This window comes from Rhodococcus sp. AD45-ID (assembly GCF_003023755.1).
Taxonomy (GTDB): Bacteria; Actinomycetota; Actinomycetes; order Mycobacteriales; family Mycobacteriaceae; genus Rhodococcus_F; species Rhodococcus_F globerula.
On sequence record NZ_PYHL01000001.1, the window covers coordinates 3,371,831 to 3,389,230 of the forward strand.

At 60.0% G+C, this 17,400-nt stretch carries 16 protein-coding genes; 11 read left to right on the forward strand and 5 right to left on the reverse strand.

Features of this window, described 5'->3' with window-relative positions; genetic code table 11:
* The first annotated feature begins 86 nt into the window (after positions 1–86).
* Entirely contained in the window at positions 87–1,139 is a 1,053-nt protein-coding gene (locus C7T36_RS15475; RefSeq protein ID WP_045066480.1) for a YeiH family protein, read from the forward strand.
* Positions 1,140–1,145: 6 nt separating this feature from the next.
* Here C7T36_RS15475 and C7T36_RS15480 read toward each other — a convergent pair whose 3' ends face one another.
* Positions 1,146–2,174: an AraC family transcriptional regulator gene (locus C7T36_RS15480; RefSeq protein WP_045066481.1), complete on the reverse strand. Its 1,029-nt coding sequence runs from the start codon at positions 2,172–2,174 to the stop codon at positions 1,146–1,148.
* Between the two features lie 199 nt (positions 2,175–2,373).
* Here C7T36_RS15480 and C7T36_RS15485 point away from each other — a divergent pair, with 199 nt between their 5' ends.
* From C7T36_RS15485 to C7T36_RS15500, 4 genes are all read left to right on the forward strand, one after another.
* Positions 2,374–3,348 carry a quinone oxidoreductase gene (locus C7T36_RS15485; protein WP_045066867.1) on the forward strand — a complete coding sequence of 325 codons (975 nt, stop codon included), beginning with the start codon at positions 2,374–2,376 and terminating at the stop codon, positions 3,346–3,348.
* A gap of 26 nt (positions 3,349–3,374) precedes the next feature.
* A complete protein-coding gene (locus tag C7T36_RS15490) occupies positions 3,375–4,265 on the forward strand; it encodes a TauD/TfdA family dioxygenase (protein WP_045066482.1) in 891 nt (296 codons plus the stop codon).
* Between the two features lie 44 nt (positions 4,266–4,309).
* Complete coding sequence (locus C7T36_RS15495) at positions 4,310–5,362, forward strand: 3-keto-5-aminohexanoate cleavage protein (RefSeq protein WP_033237424.1); 1,053 nt, start codon at positions 4,310–4,312, stop codon at positions 5,360–5,362.
* 168 nt (positions 5,363–5,530) lie between these two features.
* Complete coding sequence (locus tag C7T36_RS15500) at positions 5,531–6,853, forward strand: MFS transporter (protein WP_045066485.1); 1,323 nt, start codon at positions 5,531–5,533, stop codon at positions 6,851–6,853.
* Between the two features lie 97 nt (positions 6,854–6,950).
* On the opposite strand, the gene C7T36_RS15505 is transcribed toward C7T36_RS15500, so the two are convergent.
* From C7T36_RS15505 to C7T36_RS15515, 3 genes are read right to left on the reverse strand one after another with little or no spacing between them, the layout of a single operon-like run.
* Positions 6,951–7,337 (reverse strand): carboxymuconolactone decarboxylase family protein, encoded by a 387-nt coding sequence (locus C7T36_RS15505; protein ID WP_033237408.1) that lies wholly within the window; start codon positions 7,335–7,337, stop codon positions 6,951–6,953.
* 33 nt (positions 7,338–7,370) lie between these two features.
* Positions 7,371–8,942 carry a long-chain fatty acid--CoA ligase gene (locus tag C7T36_RS15510; RefSeq protein WP_045066487.1) on the reverse strand — a complete coding sequence of 524 codons (1,572 nt, stop codon included), beginning with the start codon at positions 8,940–8,942 and terminating at the stop codon, positions 7,371–7,373.
* A gap of 44 nt (positions 8,943–8,986) precedes the next feature.
* Entirely contained in the window at positions 8,987–9,586 is a 600-nt protein-coding gene (locus tag C7T36_RS15515; RefSeq protein WP_045066488.1) for an alpha/beta hydrolase, read from the reverse strand.
* A gap of 466 nt (positions 9,587–10,052) precedes the next feature.
* Between C7T36_RS15515 and C7T36_RS15520 the strand changes: the two genes are divergently transcribed.
* From C7T36_RS15520 to C7T36_RS15540, 5 genes are all read left to right on the forward strand, one after another.
* Complete coding sequence (locus C7T36_RS15520) at positions 10,053–11,105, forward strand: 3-keto-5-aminohexanoate cleavage protein (protein WP_033237424.1); 1,053 nt, start codon at positions 10,053–10,055, stop codon at positions 11,103–11,105.
* 165 nt (positions 11,106–11,270) lie between these two features.
* A complete protein-coding gene (locus C7T36_RS15525; RefSeq protein WP_033235858.1) occupies positions 11,271–12,296 on the forward strand; it encodes an ABC transporter substrate-binding protein in 1,026 nt (341 codons plus the stop codon).
* A complete protein-coding gene (locus C7T36_RS15530) occupies positions 12,293–13,180 on the forward strand; it encodes an ABC transporter permease (protein ID WP_095887703.1) in 888 nt (295 codons plus the stop codon). Before C7T36_RS15525 ends, C7T36_RS15530 begins: the two co-directional genes overlap by 4 nt.
* Positions 13,177–13,989 carry an ABC transporter ATP-binding protein gene (locus tag C7T36_RS15535; RefSeq protein ID WP_095887704.1) on the forward strand — a complete coding sequence of 271 codons (813 nt, stop codon included), beginning with the start codon at positions 13,177–13,179 and terminating at the stop codon, positions 13,987–13,989. Before C7T36_RS15530 ends, C7T36_RS15535 begins: the two co-directional genes overlap by 4 nt.
* A gap of 368 nt (positions 13,990–14,357) precedes the next feature.
* Complete coding sequence (locus tag C7T36_RS15540) at positions 14,358–15,305, forward strand: DUF1214 domain-containing protein (RefSeq protein ID WP_052683462.1); 948 nt, start codon at positions 14,358–14,360, stop codon at positions 15,303–15,305.
* A gap of 72 nt (positions 15,306–15,377) precedes the next feature.
* Here the strand turns inward: C7T36_RS15540 and C7T36_RS15545 are convergent, their stop codons facing one another.
* The gene (locus tag C7T36_RS15545) at positions 15,378–16,322 is read right to left on the reverse strand and encodes an AraC family transcriptional regulator (protein WP_204368972.1); all 945 of its coding nucleotides are present in this window, start codon (positions 16,320–16,322) and stop codon (positions 15,378–15,380) included.
* Between the two features lie 247 nt (positions 16,323–16,569).
* On the opposite strand from C7T36_RS15545, the gene C7T36_RS15550 reads away from it, so the two are divergent.
* Positions 16,570–17,394: an SDR family NAD(P)-dependent oxidoreductase gene (locus C7T36_RS15550; RefSeq protein WP_045066492.1), complete on the forward strand. Its 825-nt coding sequence runs from the start codon at positions 16,570–16,572 to the stop codon at positions 17,392–17,394.
* Positions 17,395–17,400 lie beyond the last annotated feature (6 nt).

Consider the following 17,400-nt stretch of genomic DNA (forward strand, 5'->3'; position numbering starts at 1 on the left):
CCAATTACCCGGACATATCGTATTGATATGCCGTGATAGCAGAAATCGAGCTACCGCACCAGTGATTTCTGACGGACTCTGGACGGGTGAACAGCGATGTGAAGTCCGTGGTCGACAAACCGGCCGTTACCTCGCCGGCGCCTGTGCGGCGGTGGGCGAGTATCACTGCGCTCGTGCCCGGAGTGGCTCTGTGCGCCGTCGGTGCGGCAATCGCGCTGGGGGTCGGGCGGCTCTTTTCCGCTGTCAGCCCGCTGCTGATTGCCATCGTCGCCGGTGCGATCGTGGCGAATCTTGTCACGCTGCCTGCGAAATTCCAGCCGGGACTGACATTTTCGTCTAAACGGCTGCTGCGAATCGGCATTGCCTTGCTCGGTCTGCAGTTGATGTTCAGCGACATCGTCGGTCTCGGCTGGGGTGTGATCGCCGTCGTCGTGGCGATCGTTGTTCTTGGCATCGCCGGAACAATGTATGCCGGAAAGCTTTTGGGTCTGTCGTGGACACAGCGAATTCTGATTGCGTGCGGCTTCTCGATCTGCGGCGCCGCGGCTGTGGCCGCCGCGGATGGCGTGGTAAATGCAAAAGAAGAAGAGTTACTTACTGCGGTAGCGTTGGTGGTGATCTTCGGAACGTTGATGATTCCGACAATTCCGTTGTTGGCGAGGAGTTTCGGACTCGATGACGTCAGCGCGGGCATGTGGGCCGGTGGGTCGATTCACGAGGTTGCGCAGGTTGTTGCCGCCGGCAGTGCTCTCGGTGCCACCGCATTGGGTGTTGCCACCATTGTGAAACTTGCTCGTGTGCTGATGCTGGCGCCGGTCATGGCGTTCTTGAGTATCCGTCAACGTGCCATGTCCGACAATTCGAATCTCCAGGTGAAGCGGCCGCCGCTGGTGCCCCTGTTCACGTTGGCCTTCATCGCATTCATGGGGCTGCGCTCAACGGGGATTCTCCCGGAAGAGGTTCTCGGCGTAGCGAAGACGGTGCAAACCGCATTGTTGGCGGCTGCGATGTTTGCCCTCGGGCTCGGTGTGCGACTGAGTGTGATCCGCGGAGTCGGAGTGCGCCCATTCGTTTTGGCTGCATTGTCGACGGTCTGGGTGGCCCTGATCGCCTTGGTCGGTGTTGTGCTGGTCAGCTGATCGTTCTCACCCTTGGCGCTGGGCTTTCCATTCGCTGGGGCTCATCGAAAACTGCGTGCGAAACCACCGCGAGAAACTGCCTTGAGTAGAAAATCCGAGGTGCACGGCAACGTCGGTCAACGAATAGCGTGGGTTCGACACCAAGCGTTGCGCGAGGCTACTGCGTACCGAATTGAGAACAGCCGTGAAGGTATCACCCGATTCTGCTAGATGGCGGTGCAGGGTTCGCCGATCGAAGCCGAGGCTCCGAGCCACATGTTCGACGGAGCATCGTCCGGTGGGGAGCAGCACTTCGATCAATTCCCTTGTACGGCTGAGGGTATCGGAGGAATCTGCGGCGGGAAGCGAGTCGAGGAATGCTCGTGCATATGGGCGAAGTAGCTCATCGGCCAGTTCGTTGCGGGCATCTAGATCGCTCGCATAGAACACGATTCCGGTGAACTCGTGATCGAAGTCCACCGCGTTGCCGAGAATTCGTCGATGTGTACTGGTGTCTTGCGGAGCACTGTGTGTGAATCCGACGCTCACCGGATGCCAGGCAGGCCCGAGAAAGCTCCGCAGGATCTGCACGGTTGCGCCGACGGCGAGTTCGACGGTCTGCCTGGTGTCGACCGAGTCTGCGGTTGGCCTCGAATTGGCAGGATCGCCGACTTCCAGGCCGATGCGCAGGGTGGCCAATCCGCTGACTTCGGTGAGACGGATGCGCAGTGCCTCGTTGTAGGTGTGCTCGTACCGGATCAGGACGTCCAGTGCGCTCCTGACGTCGGGTTCTTCCCTGATGACCAGGCTAAGCGGCCCGAGATTGGACAGCCTGCGGAGTTCGGCGAGGAGGAGGCCGAAATCTTCGCGCCCGGATTCCGTTGCGGACAGTTCGAGGAGCGCGGCAATCGAGGCTGCTGGCACCCACTGATCGGGGTTGGCCAGGCTTGCCGGAGCGAGGCCGACGCTCCTCATCAGGTCGACGGCATCGATGTGGACCGAGCGACACAGGTCGACGTAGCGGTTGAGCGACGCATAGCGGGCGAGTGGCTTCACGAGGTTCCTTAGTTCTTGACTTAATGTCCCGAAATGTTGTGCTGCGTGTCTCGTACAGTTAAGCATGTGAGCCGGATCTCACCTAGTGTTGTTCACATCAGATCGCGACCCCGGAGTCGAAAGTAACTTCTGGAAGTTGTTGCGTACGAACATAGCTCGACCGAGTTTGTCGAGTATGCCCACAGAATTGGAGAGCATCGTGGCACACGCCATTCGATTCCATGAGATCGGTACCCCGTCTGTCATGCGTTGGGAAGAGGTCGAGGTAGGTCAGCCCGGGGCTGGTGAGGTCCGGATTCGCCACGGCGCCGTCGGACTCAACTTCGCCGACACATACTTCAGAAGTGGCCTCTACCCTGCACAATTGCCTGCCGGTATGGGCGTCGAGGGTGCCGGAACTATCGAGGCGGTCGGTGCGGGTGTTGCCGATTTCAGTGTGGGGGATCGGGTGACCTACACCGGCAGTCCGCTCGGGGCGTACAGCACCGAGCGCATCATGCCGGCTGCCGACCTGATCGCGTTGCCCGACGGTATCGATTTCGAGACGGCAGCAGCGATGACCATGCGCGGCCTCACGGCGGCTTACCTTCTGCGCCGCATCTACCCGCTGAAGGCAGGGGATACCGTTCTGCTGCACGCTGCTGCAGGTGGAGTTGGTTTGATCTTCACTCAGTGGGCAAAGCTACTGGGCATCAAGGTGATCGGGACTGTTTCCACAGACGAGAAGGCAGCTGTTGCCCTGGCGCACGGGTGCGACGAGGTCATCATCTACACCCGCGAGGATGTTGTTGCGCGGGTGAAGGAGATCACCGGTGGTGTCGGTGTGCCGGTTGTCTACGACAGCATCGGGCAGTCCACGTTCGAGGTCTCACTCGACTCCTTGGCACGCCGAGGGCTGATGGTGTGCTTCGGAACCGCATCAGGGCCGACGCCGCCGATCAACGCAATGCAGTTGGCGGTCAAGGGATCTCTTTTTGTCACTCGACCGGCCTTGGCCGACTACATCGCCGATCCGGCGGAGCGCGCCGAATTGGCCGCCGAGCTCTTCTCGCACGTCGAAGAGGGGCGGATCAAGATCGGAATCAATCAGCGGTATGCACTCGAAGATGCGGTGCGTGCGCACCACGATCTGGAATCCGGCCGCAGTATCGGTTCCTCCGTCTTTACCGTCTGACGCCATCCGTCGAAAGGGGAATCGTCATGAATAACACTGCAACGCTGATTGATACGGCCACCAGGTCGATCACCGTCGAGAAGCTGACCTGCTCCATCGGTGCCGAACTGTCCGGAGTGGACCTCGGCGTTGTCGCTCGCGACGACGCTTTGTTCGCCGAAATCAAATCGCTCCTGCTCGAGCACAAGGTTCTGTTCTTCCGTGACCAGGACTTCAGCCGGGCGCAGCACGTAGAACTGGCACAACGCTTCGGCGACCTCGAGGATCATCCCGCGCTGGGTAGCGATCCCGACCATCCCGGGCTGGTCCGCATCTACAAAGACCTCGACAGTCCGCCGGAGCATTTCGAGAATGCCTATCACTGCGACGCGACGTGGCGCGTGAACCCACCGATGGGATGCGTGCTCCGCTGTGTGGAAACACCACCCGTCGGAGGTGACACCATCTGGGTGAACATGGCACTGGCATACGACAATCTGCCTGCCGGCATCAAGGACCAGATCAAGGACCTCAAAGCCCGGCACAGTATCGAATCGAGCTTCGGTGCCAGGATGCCGATCGAACAGCGCCATCAGCTCAAGGAGCGCTTTCCGGACGCCGAACATCCCGTTGTGCGAACGCATCCCGAGACCGGCGAGAAGATTCTTTTTGTCAATTCGTTTGCGACGCACCTCGTCAATTACCACACACCGGAGAACATTCGATACGGCATCGACTTCGCTCCTGGCTCGAGTAACTTGCTCAACTACCTCGCAAGCCAGGCCCAGATTCCCGAGTATCAGGTTCGGTGGCGCTGGACCGAGAACAGCGTCGCAATCTGGGACAACCGTTCAACGCAACACTATGCAGTGCAGGACTATTGGCCTGCAGTTCGAAAGATGGAACGCGCCGGAATAGTCGGCGACGCACCGTTCTGATCGTCCCCCTTCTTTCTCAGCTCTCATCTGATTGGAGTTTTGTTATGCATTTTCACGATGACGCCCTGTTCCCGGAGGTTCAGGAGAAGCTTGTGATTACGGTTGCGCCGTATGGTCCGGAGTGGGAGCCGGACGATTTTGCGGAGGATCTGCCGTTGACGATGGACGAGCATGTTCAGACTGCGGTGGATTGCTACAACGCGGGTGCGACGGTGTTGCATATTCATGTTCGTGAGCTTGACGGTAAGGGTTCGAAGCGGCTTTCGAAGTTCAACGAGTTGTTGGGCCGTTTGCGTGAGGCTGTGCCGGAGATGATTTTGCAGGTGGGTGGGTCGATTTCGTTTGCGCCGGAAGGTGAAGGTGCGGATGCGAAGTGGCTTTCCGATGATGTGCGGCATATGTTGGCGACGTTGGATCCGGCTCCGGATCAGGTGACGATTGCGATCAATACGTCGCAGATGAACATCATGGAGTTGATGACCCCGGATGATATTGCGGGGACGTCGATGGAGCGTCCGGAGTTGGCGAACACCTACCGTGAGATGACGGTTCCGGCGGGTCCGGAGTGGGTGGCGGAGCATTTGCGTCGGTTGCAGGAGGCGGGTATTCAGCCGCATTTCCAGCTCTCGAGTATTCCGCAGCTCGAGACGGTGGAGCGGTTGATCCGCCGGGGGATCTATACGGGTCCGGTGAATTTGACGTGGGTGGCGATCGGTGGTGGGTTCGACGGTCCGAATCCGTACAACATGATGAATTTCGTTTCGCGGGTTCCTGATGGTGCGTGTCTGACGCTCGAGACGTTGATGCGCAGTGTGTTGCCGGTGAACACGATGGCGATCGCGATGGGGTTGCATGCGCGGTGCGGTAACGAGGACACGATTTGGGGCCGTAAGGGCGAGAAGATGACGTCGGTGCAGCAGATCGAGCAGTTGGTGCGTATTGCGGGTGAGTTGGGCCGTGAGGTGGCTACGGGTAAGGAAGCTCGCGATATTTATCGGATCGGTCAGAGGTATGCCGATACCGATGAGACGTTGGCGAAGTTGGGTTATGCGCCGAATCGTCGGCCGGGTCAGTTGGGTTTCACCCACCACGCCTGACGGTAGTTCCGGGGGCATGAGCTGTGACAGTTCATGCCCCCGAGTCATCTCCAGAGCTTGTTGCTAGAAAATTTCCGAACCTTTTGTCCATCAGGCGATTTCCGGAAACTTATACCTCGACCAGGGTTCCGCCGTCGTCTTCCTTCCTCGAATGCTCCAAGGAGAATCATGGGATTACAGGCTACTTCCACGCTCAGCGTGGACACCGCACGCAGCAGCGGTGGACGGCGAAAGATATACCCCTGGATCGTTTTTGCGCTGGCCTTCGGCCTCCTGCTCTCGGACTACATGTCCAGACAGGTCCTGAGCGCGGTTTTCCCGATCCTGAAAGCGGATTGGGATCTCTCCGATTCGCATTTGGCGTCGTTGAGCAGTGTTGTCGCGCTGATGGTCGGGTTGCTGACGTTCCCGCTCTCACTTCTGGCCGATCGTTGGGGCCGCGTCAAGAGCCTGATCCTGATGGCCGTGTTGTGGAGTGTCGCTACTCTGCTGTGCGCGATTGCCCAGTCCTATGAACAGATGCTCGGTGCGCGATTCCTCGTCGGTGTCGGTGAAGCCGCATACGGCAGTGTCGGTATTGCCGTGGTGCTCAGCGTGTTTGCACCGCGAGTGCATGCAATGCTGGCCGGTGCCTTCATGGCCGGTGGTTCGTTCGGTTCGGTGATCGGTGTTGCGATCGGCGGGTTCATCGCCGTTCAGTTCAGTTGGCGTTGGTCCTTTGCCGCGATGGCGATCTTCGGTCTCATCCTCGTTGCGCTGTTCCGCGCTCTGGTTACCGAGAAGAAGTTGGCCGCTTACGCCGTCGAGGGTTCCGCCGGCGCCGCAGCGGAACCGGATGGGTACCGGGCGCCGGTATCGACATTGTTCACCAATCCGGCGGTGCTGTTCGCCTATATCGGTGGCGGGCTGCAGATGTTCACTGCCGCTGTACTTCTGGCGTGGTTGCCGAGTTTCTTCAACCGCTACTACGATCTTGCGCCGGACAAGGCCGGGGTCATGGCTTCGGTGTTCGTTCTCCTGGTCGGCAGCGGCATGGTGGTCTGCGGATTCATCACCGACCGGTTCAGCCGTGACAACTCGGCAAAGAAGTGGACGACGGCGATCGTCTACTGTGTGATCTCCCTGGTGTCCTTGGGTATCGGTCTCCGGTTAGGCACGGGCACAGCGCAACTCGTACTTCTGGGAATCGGTGCATTCTTCTCCGCCGGCTGTTCGGGTCCGACAGCGGCGATGGTCGCCAACCTCACGCATCATTCGATCCGTGCATCGGCCATGGGAACGCTGACGGTCGCCAACAACCTGCTCGGACTGGCGCTCGGTCCCTTTGTCATCGGCATTCTTGCCGATCATCTCGGACTCCTGAGAGCGCTGCAGCTTTCACCCTTGGTCTACATTGCCGCCGTGGTTGCCTTTATTGCGGGCAAGCGTGCGTACCCGGCCGGTATTCGTCGTCTGGAGAATCTTCAGAAAGCGCCTGCAATGAATGCCTGATCCGGCATTGCAACTCGAATGGGCACCTACCCGCTATTTGCGAGTAGGTGCCCATTCGTCTGTCAGCTGATGTTGTGGCACAGAAGAACTGCCGAAGTCAGTTATCCGACTGACGCTGCTTGTGTGCTTCCATCTCCTCGACGAGGATCGGAACGCCGATGTTGCACGAGTGGATACCCACCACGGTCGCCAGCTTGAGGACCTCGAGAATCTCCTGCGGTGTCACCCCCATGTCCAAGGCTGCCTGAATGTGGCGCCTGGTACCCGGTGCATACATGTGGGTGGCGGAGGCGTCGACGGCGATACACAGCAGCTGAACAACTTTCGGTGAGAGGACACCGCTCTGGTACGGCTCCATCGCCATTTTCATATACAGTTCGGTCCAGTTCGGGTCCATGTCGTACAACCCGTCCCAGAGCGTATTCCAGCCGCCGCCGGCCTTCATCGCCTCGACTACTGGATAGCTGTTGGTGTCCTCGGTCATCATTCCTCCGTTTGTTGTTCGATACGAGCAGGTCTAGCGGGCGGTTGAGGCGGCCGCGAGTTCGCGCTTGAGAATTTTCCCGGTTGCGGTCATCGGCAGTTCGGTGACGAACTCGACGTGGCGGGGGTACTTGTAACTGGCCATCTGTTCTTTCGACCACGCGATCAGGTCGTCAGCCGTGATCTGCGCTGCCGGGTGGAGGATGACAAACGCCTTGATCTCCTCGCCATGTCTCTCGTCGGGCAACCCGACGACGGCGGCGAGCGAAACGGCGTCGTGGGTCACGAGGACTTCTTCGATTTCGCGAGGGTAGACGTTGAATCCACCGCGAACGATCAGGTCCTTCGCGCGATCCACTATGTAGTAGAAGCCGTCGTCGTCGACGCGAGCCAAGTCGCCGGTGCGGAACCAGCCGTCATGCATGACTTCGGCAGTGGCGTCGGGGCGGTTGTAGTAGCCCTTCATGACGTTGTGGCCGCGCAGAGCGATCTCACCGACTTGATCCTGGCCGGTGACGGTGTTCCAGTGCTTGTCCACCAGTCGCGCCTCGATGCCCCAGATCGGGACTCCGATCGATCCCGGCCGAGGATCACGCTCCGGGTCGCTGAACAGTGCCAACGGCGAAGACTCGGACAGCCCGTAGCCTTCGAGGATCTGGACGCCGAACTGCCTCTTGAACTGGGTGAGAATCTCCACGGGCAACGCTGCGCCGCCGGAGATCGCCTTGCGCATGTTCCGCGCAATCTTCTCGACATCCACATTTCCTTCGTCGAGCGCGCCGAGCAGACCCCAGTACATAGTGGGCACGCCGGCGAAGACCGTGATGTTTTCCTGCTCCATCAACGCGAGCGCAGCGGCGGCCTCGAACCGGGGCATCAGGACCAGCGTCGAGCCGACGGAAAGTGCGGAGTTCATGGCGACGGTTTGGCCGAAGGAGTGGAACAGTGGGAGCGTGATCAGGCACGTATCGAGTTGTGTTGGGGTGCTGTCGAAGAGGCGATTGGCGCAGAGCGCGTTGAGAACCATGTTGGAGTGAGTGAGCTCTGCGCCTTTCGGAGCTCCGGTGGTTCCGCTGGTGTAGAGAATCACTGCTGTATCCGCCGGTTCTCGCACCACGGTTTCGAACTCGTTTGGCGTCGCAGCGATCGCCTGGGCAACCGTGTGGACGTCCGCGAGTTGCGACGGCCCCTGCGGATCGGCAGTGATCAGGAACATGTGACTGCACGCGGGAGCACCCTGGAAGCCGTCGAGGCCGTACTCGCCGATCGGCAGGTCGGGGCCACCTTCGAAACAGAAGTAGGCTTTCGCATCGGAGTCGTTGAGGTGGTACGCAATCTCCCGGCCCTTCAGCAAGATGTTGAGCGGTACCACCACTGCACCAGCCTTGAGGATCCCGTAGTACACCGCGAGGAACTCGGGGATGTTCGGGCAGGAGAGCGCAACCTTGTCGCCGGGTTGCACGCCTCGGGCCACGATCAGGCTTGCGATCTTGTTGGCATGGCGGTTCAGTTCCGCGTATGACTGGCGTTCGTTGCCGAGCACGACGGCATCTCGATCCGGGTATCGCCGAGCCGAATCTTCCAGTAATGCAGATAAATTGAGCATCGCTGCGTGTCCTTCGAAGTGTAGGTAGAAGCTCAGGTCAGCGTTTACGAGACCACGTCTTCGCGAACCTGGGTCAGCTCGTCGATGAATTCCTCGGCCTGCGACCATTCCCCGTACCCGGAGGCAGGATTCAGGTGCCCGACGTCGCCGAGGTCGACCAGACGGCTGCCCCAGACCTCGGCCATGTTGGCCACCCTGAGCCGATCGGCCAGCGGGTCGTTCGAACTCACTGCGACGATGCTCGGGAACGGCAGTTGGCGACGGGGAATGGGCAACCATCCGTTGCTGTTGAGATCCTCCAGCATCGGATAACCCTCGGGTAGTTGGCGTTCCAGGTCCGCGGGAGTTGCCAGCAGCGCGCCCACGATCGGGCGATTCGCCTGTAGAGCCCAGTGGACTGTGATCATGACACCGGCGCTGTGGGCAACAAGCACGATCGGTCCGTCGATGTCGCTGATCACCGCGTCGAGGGCTGCGATCCGGGCAGCCAGGCTGAGTTTGTTCTCCGAGAGGGGAGGCACGCTACGTACCCGGTCCAGCTTGTTTTCCAGCAAAGTCTGCCAGTGTTCGTCGACGTGGTCGCGTAGGCCGGGCACGATCACGACGGTGGGTACTGAGGGGGCGTTCGCGGAAGGGTTGGTCATTGCCGTCTCCGGGGTTGTTTGGTGATGTTCGGGGCGTAGCGCCGGCGCGGGTCTGCCACTGTGGTTGATCGCCGGGGGCGGAACCCGATTTACGTTGTGACGGCGCGATCTACGAGGCGCTCGACACTCTTGTATCGGGGTCACGATAGCCGGATCGGTCCATCGATATTTGACATAATGAGACAAGCCTATTGACGTTTCGGGACTCGTAATCTCAGTGGGTCATGCGGGCCTTGGCTGCCCCAAGGGTCAAGAATCCTGTCTCAATGCGTCAAGTTTGATTGCTTCGACACGGCTATCGTGATCTCCATCACCAGGAAGGTCGAGTGCGCGGCAAATCACAGGCATTCGAGTGGAACGGGACGATACATGTTGTGATGCAACGACCTTCGGGTGCGAGCTGACACTGACGTCGTCTCGGACTGCGCCCCTTCTTTCTCAGCTCTCATCTGATTGGAGTTTTGTTATGCATTTTCACGATGACGCCTTGTTCCCGGAGGTTCAGGAGAAGCTTGTGATTACGGTTGCGCCGTATGGTCCGGAGTGGGAGCCGGACGATTTTGCGGAGGATCTGCCGTTGACGATGGACGAGCATGTTCAGACTGCGGTGGATTGCTACAACGCGGGTGCGACGGTGTTGCATATTCATGTTCGTGAGCTTGACGGTAAGGGTTCGAAGCGGCTTTCGAAGTTCAACGAGTTGTTGGGCCGTTTGCGTGAGGCTGTGCCGGAGATGATTTTGCAGGTGGGTGGGTCGATTTCGTTTGCGCCGGAAGGTGAAGGTGCGGATGCGAAGTGGCTTTCCGATGATGTGCGGCATATGTTGGCGACGTTGGATCCGGCTCCGGATCAGGTGACGATTGCGATCAATACGTCGCAGATGAACATCATGGAGTTGATGACCCCGGATGATATTGCGGGGACGTCGATGGAGCGTCCGGAGTTGGCGAATACGTATCGGGAGATGACGGTTCCGGCGGGTCCGGAGTGGGTGGCGGAGCATTTGCGTCGGTTGCAGGAGGCGGGTATTCAGCCGCATTTCCAGCTCTCGAGTATTCCGCAGCTCGAGACGGTGGAGCGGTTGATCCGTCGGGGGATCTACACGGGTCCGGTGAATTTGACGTGGGTGGCGATCGGTGGTGGGTTCGACGGTCCGAATCCGTACAACATGATGAATTTCGTTTCGCGGGTTCCTGATGGTGCGTGTCTGACGCTCGAGACGTTGATGCGCAGTGTGTTGCCGGTGAACACGATGGCGATCGCGATGGGGTTGCATGCGCGGTGCGGTAACGAGGACACGATTTGGGGCCGTAAGGGCGAGAAGATGACGTCGGTGCAGCAGATCGAGCAGTTGGTGCGTATTGCGGGTGAGTTGGGCCGTGAGGTGGCTACGGGTAAGGAAGCTCGCGATATTTACCGGATCGGTCAGAGGTATGCCGATACCGATGAGACGTTGGCGAAGTTGGGTTATGCGCCGAATCGTCGGCCGGGTCAGTTGGGTTTCACCCACCACGCCTGATTTTTCGTCAACCTGCATGTTTTGTCCGGGGCGCGCCAGTACTGCCGTGCCCCGGACACGCTCAGTACAGCCGCCGGCGCATTTTGCGCACACCAATTGTGTTGGCTCGCATCCCGGTTCGTAGCGACTACCTTCACAAGACACTAAGGGTATGAGAAAAGTCAGATGAGTTCACAACGTTCTTGGGCACGGAAGGCGGCGGTCATCGCCGCCACTACAGCGACCGCATTCAGTTTGGGTGCCTGCGGCAGTGATTCTGCCTCTGCCGACGGCTCTGTCATGAAGATCGGAATCACTCAGGGAGTGCCAGGCGATCTGCTCACCGTTGTTGCTGAAAACGAGGGCTTCTTCGACAAGCGTGGGGTCAACGTCGAACTGATGCCTCCCTCCTTGACCACCGCCCTCTCCGCCGCCGTCATTTCGAACGACATCACTGTCGGGACCATGGTGCCCGGGACCTTGTGGCCGGCAATCGACAAGGGCGCTTGTGCAAAGGCTTTGGGCTCCACGCTGGGAAACACGATGGATGTGATTGCGCAGCCGGGCACCGAGATCGCCGGTGACCCCACCGATCCCAACACCACTATGGCGAGCATCAAAGGAAAGACCATCGGTGTCACTTCCCGTGGATCCGGCATGGAACTGTGGATTACGCAGCTGCTCAACGATGCCGGTCTGGACCCGGCCAAGGACGTCACGTTCGTGGGAGTCGGAGCGCCGGCCACAGCAATCCAGGCGTTCAAGGCCAAGCAGGTTGACGTTCTCTACTACGGCCCCACTATGGCCGAGCAGTTGCCCGAATCCGAAGTAGTGCGCGTGACGGACATTATCGGCAAGCCTGGGAATGCGCTTTCCTCGCTTGTTCAGGGGTATCCCTCGGCGTCCTGCAACACGATCGAGCAACGCCCGAACGACTTGTTGAACTACTGCAAGGCGATGTGGGACACCTACGATTTTGCGCAGGATCCCAAAAACGCTGCGGCGATGGGCAAATGGATGTCCGAGCTGATCGGTGTCTCGCCTGCCGGGGGGCCGGCAGCCTGGGACGCACTGAAATCGACGTATCTGCCGATGACCATCACGCAGGAATCGTGGGAAGCGCAAGCCGAGTTGGCTGGTTCGCCGGCTCCCGTTGCGCCGGATTTCGCCAGCTCGGTCTACGAGCCGTGCACGGGTGGTGATCCGCGATGACCCCTCCCGCTGCCGTCGCGACGACGCGCGTCGACCCGGTACTTCAACCTGTCCCACCAGAGGAAAAGAAGCCGAAGGGTAAGAAAGTTGTTGTCGGCGCGACCGGCGCCAAGGCCAAACTTTCCGGCGGATCATTACTCGCGGTGCAGATAGCGCTGCTGATCGCGATACTGGCTGCCTGGCAGATCAGCTACAACTACGCCGGTGAGAACAAGCTGGTGGTGTCGAACCCGAAGCTCGTGTGGGAGGCCTTTCTAGCTTGGCAGGAGAAAGGCACTTTCTGGCCTGACCTGTGGTCGACGGTGTCTGCGGCCTTTATCGCATTGATTCTGAGCGCGGTGATCGGTATTGCCGCGGGCATCGGGCTCGCGCTGGCGCCGAGCGTCGAGGCCGTGGTTTCTCCGTTCCTGGACGCGATCAATGCGATGCCGCGCATTGCTCTTGCCCCGGTGTTCGTCATCTACTTCGGTATCGGTTCGACCTCGAAAATCGTCCTGGCATTCACGCTGGTTGTCTTCATCATCACCATCAATACCAGGGCCGGTGTTTCGAGTGCCGACTCGGAATTGCTTCGGCTGTCCGTGGTCATGGGAGCGAGTAAGTGGCAGCGCTTCTACAAGGTGCTCTTGCCGGTGGCCGTGCCGTCCATCTTCGCCGGTCTTCGGCTAGGCCTGATCTACTCGCTCCTCGGCGTAGTCGGCGCGGAACTCATCGCCTCGACAAGTGGCTTGGGGCAGCAGATCTCGGCATCCTCGGCTGCGTTCGACCTCGGGACGGTGTACGCCGCGCTGATCGTTCTTGCAGTGATCGCCGCAGTGTTCAACGCTGCCGCCGGGCGTATCGAGAAGTCGATTCTTCGTTGGCAACCCCCGCAGGACGCATGATGACGTATACAGGAGTGAAAGCTGTGGGAACCGACAACGCCGTTGCAGTCGAAGACCCCGCGTTCGAGATTCGTTCTGCAACATTGGATTACACGCCAGCTGGCGCGAGCACCTTCTCCGGAGTTCGAGATCTCTCGCTCACGGGTAAGCGGGGTGAGCTGTTGGTACTGGTAGGACACAGTGGCTGCGGAAAGACAACAGCGCTGAATCTGATGGGGGGATTGATTCATCCGACCACCGGCTCCGTCTCGGTGCTGGGCACCAGTCCGGCGCAGGCGCGTTCGGAGATGGGATACATGTTCGCCCGTGACGCGCTGTATCCGTGGCGTACGGCCAGGCAGAATGTGGAGCTCGGTATGGAGCTTGCTCATGTCGGAAAGGCCGAGCGGCGTGAGCGGTCGATGGAGATGCTGCGCAGAGTCGGACTCGAGGCTGCAGCGGACCGGTACCCGTGGCAACTGTCGCAGGGCATGCGTCAGCGTGCGGCTCTCGCCCGGACGTGGGTGATGAAGCCGGCATTGATCCTCATGGATGAGCCGTTCTCGGCGCTGGATGCGCAGACCCGCGACGTGGTTCGCGACGAATTCCTTGATGTGTGGAGCCAGGAACGGCAGACCGTGGTTTTCGTGACACACGATCTGAACGAGGCATTGCTCATCGCGGATCGGGTAGTTGCCATGCGCGCCGGTGAGGTTGTGGTGGATATGAAAATCGAGATGGATCGACCTCGAGATGAGGCCGGCCTGGAAAGCAGCAAGGAGTTCCGTGACATGTTGGGGGAGTTGCGCGCAACGCTGAACTCGCACTGATTCTCGCGCAGCGAGCACGCGCGGCGGTTGGCCCGTAAGGCAGCCGTGATTGATTAGTTGACCCCGCCAGTGAGAAGGCCCTGTCGCGAACACACGTGACAGGGCAGAGGTGTGGCGGTCGATCATGCACATCGTCGCGATCGGATGGGCGAGGGATCGCCAGAGTGCGCTGAACCGTCCACAGCGAAGGCGTCGGTCACGCCCTGACGCGAAAGGGTTCTCCAGGGATGCGGGCTCGATCTAACTCGGCCGATGATGCAGGGCGGGCAGATATCGCAGCCAGTGAATTCACCCGCGGCGGGCGAAGGCAGCGGTTCCACGGGCGATTAGCGTCGTCGTTGATCTGTTGATTCGAGAAGGGACGCCCCGTGGCCGAGATCGTAACCCGAGACAACTTCGTCGAGGCTGAAACCGCGCACTACTTCCGGGAGCAGCTCACCAAGGCCCCCGTCAACAGGTACTTTCACTCCAGGGTGCCGGTGAACGTCGAAACCCAGGTCGTGATCCGGTCGAACGTGGACCTGATCTACTCCTTCGCCGTCGTCGACGTGACCGAGGAAGCCACCTTCTCGCTCGCGCCGTCCAGCGAATACCAGGTGGCCGAGATCATCGACGAGAACCATTACGTCGTCGGTGTCATCTACCCCGGTGAGATTTTGACAGTGCGCAACGCCGACCTGTCCACCGGCACTCATGTGTATGTGGCGGGCCGCACCGCGACCGGGGGCGGGCTCGCCCGCGCCCACGAGTTGCAGGATGCACGCCGGATCACCGCCGCGACGTCCAATCCGTACCGAGGCCGGGAGTTCGACGAGGACACCCGCAAGTCGGTCGGCGCCGAGCTGGAAACTCATGCCGCCGAGGCGGACTTCTCCAAGGGCTTCGGTACCCCCGTCAGTACGGATTCTTACCAGCACCTGTTGGGCGCCCGCCTGGGCTGGGGTGGTCTGCCGCCCGAGGATGCCCAATACTTCCAGGCGGTGGCCACATCCACCGGTGTGGATGTGTGGACCTTTGCTGTTCCGCCGCTGGACTACGAGCGCAACGGATACTTCTCGGTGATCAAGTACGACGGGATGGGCTGGCTCGACGTCGACCGACCTGGCCTGTCCGACAGCGAACTGGTTCGCAACGACGACGGCACCATCAGCATCTGGTTCGGCGACGACCGCGTAGCGAACAAGCCGAACGTCATCCGCGCGACGGAGGGGCAGAAGTTCTATTACGGCATGCGCCTCTACCGTCCGCGCGATGCCGAGGAAACCCGCGAGTTCATCGAGAAGGTTCGGTCGACACCGATTACTCCAGTTGGCTGACGGCTGTACCGCCAGTCGGTCCACTATTGCCTACCTCGGACATCATCGAAGCAGTCGGTGAACGGCCCGGACTTACTGTTGCGGCCAGGCCTTCGGACTGCATCCGAACTGTTGGCGGAACCACCTCGAGAACGCGCTCAACTCGGAAAATCCGAGTTCCACCGAGATTTCGGTGAGGGAGCGATCCCCGCGCTCGATCGACAAGGTGGCGTGATCGCGTCGCACCGCATCCAGAATCGACGAGTACGTCTCACCCGACTGCGCTAATCGCCGATGCAATGTCCGCCTGTCCATCCCCAGACTGCGCGCGATACGCGTCACCGAGCAATGCTCTGTCGGTAGCAGTGTGGCGATCAGGTCTCGGACCTGTCCGGCCAGGGACGGGTTCTCCGGCGGTGCGAGTAGTCCGAGATACTCTTGGGCGAACGGACGAAGTACGGGGTTGGACAGTCGATTTGGTGCATCCAAATCGCTTGTTGCAATGATGATTCCGTCGATCTCGTGATCGAAGTGGATGGACGGGCCGAAGATGCGAATGTGCATCTCGTCGTCGGCGGGCGCAGCGTGTGTGAAACAGGTGGATATCGGTAGCCATTCGTCGGGCAGGAAATCGCACAGGACTCGTAGGGTCGACGCGACAACCAGATCCACCGATTGCTGTCCCAGGATCATCCCGTCCATCGGCGTCACTCGAATCGTGGCCAGGCCGCGAGATTCTGTCAAATCGAGACGGATTGCTTCGTTGTGTAATTTCATGTGGCGCAATACGATTCCGAGTGCGCTCCGTACGTCGGGCTCCTCGCGTGCGATCAGGCCCACCGGACCGAGGTTCGACACACCGCGATCAAGGGACATTCTGAGGCCGAAATCGTCACGGCCCGATTGTGATGCGGAGAGTTCGAGCAACTCGCTCACGGACTTCGCTGCGATCCATCCCTGCGTCGCGGCAAACGAGGCGGGGTCGATCCCGGCAACCCGCATCAGGGGGTGAGGATTCAGTCCAACCGACTGTGCCACTTCGACATATCCGTTCAAGACAGCACTACGTAGCCTCAGCATCGACGGCCCGAACTCTCGACGTGTTGTCCCATGTTGTCAAGGATATCGACCCAATCTGTCAATGTGGTCGCCGGGGCCGACTGTAGCGTGATGGTCGTCACATCGATTGGGCCGAGCGTTGCCCCGCGACATGCTCGGTGCCCGAAAACCCTGTTGTCCACACCGTTTTGTCGGCACACGTATTTCTTCGAGAAAGGGATTGTGCATGAAACTTCTCAACCGGGTTGCGGTTGTCACGGGCGCCGGACAAGGTCTTGGCCGGGCTATCGCACTCGCGATGGCTGAGGAAGGCGCGAACCTTGTCCTGTGTGATGTTCAGGGCGACAAACTCGCAGAGGTATCAGCCGAGATCGAGGGCTTGGGGCGCGAGAGTCTTCCGGTCCGTTGTGATGTCTCGTCGAAAAGTGAAGTGGCCGAGATGTTCACGGCTGCAGCAGAGAGATTCGGTACCGTCCACATTCTCGTGAACAATGCGGCAATTGTGCCGACCTCGCCGGCCGACGAGATTCGACGTAACAAGCACTACAAGTACGTCACGACACCTGTTCCTCGGCGCGCAGTCGGAATTACCAGCAGCCTCGATGATGACGACTGGCTCCGGTGGTGGGATGTCAACGTGCACGGCCTGTTCTACTGCACCCGCGAGGCACTGAAGTACATGGAACCTCAGCAGTACGGCCGGATCGTCAACATTTCCTCTGTCGCCGGTATATCCACCGCAAGTATGCACAGTCCTGGTTACTCCGCGAGCAAGGCCGCCGTAGCGAACCTGACCAAGACTGTCGCCCTGGATGTAGCGGGCGCCAACATCTTTGTGAACGCAATCGCGTGCGGAGGTGTGCTCACTCCGCCGTTCGCGGCCTACCTCGAACATGCCACCGACGAGGAAAAGCAGAATCTCTATCAAATGATCCCGGTCGGACGGCTCGGAAAGCCTGAGGAATATGCGTCCCTGGCGCTCTACCTAGCCGGTGAAAATCACTATCTCGTCGGCCAGGTGATCAGCGCCAACGGCGGCGTCGTCATCTAGTCCAGG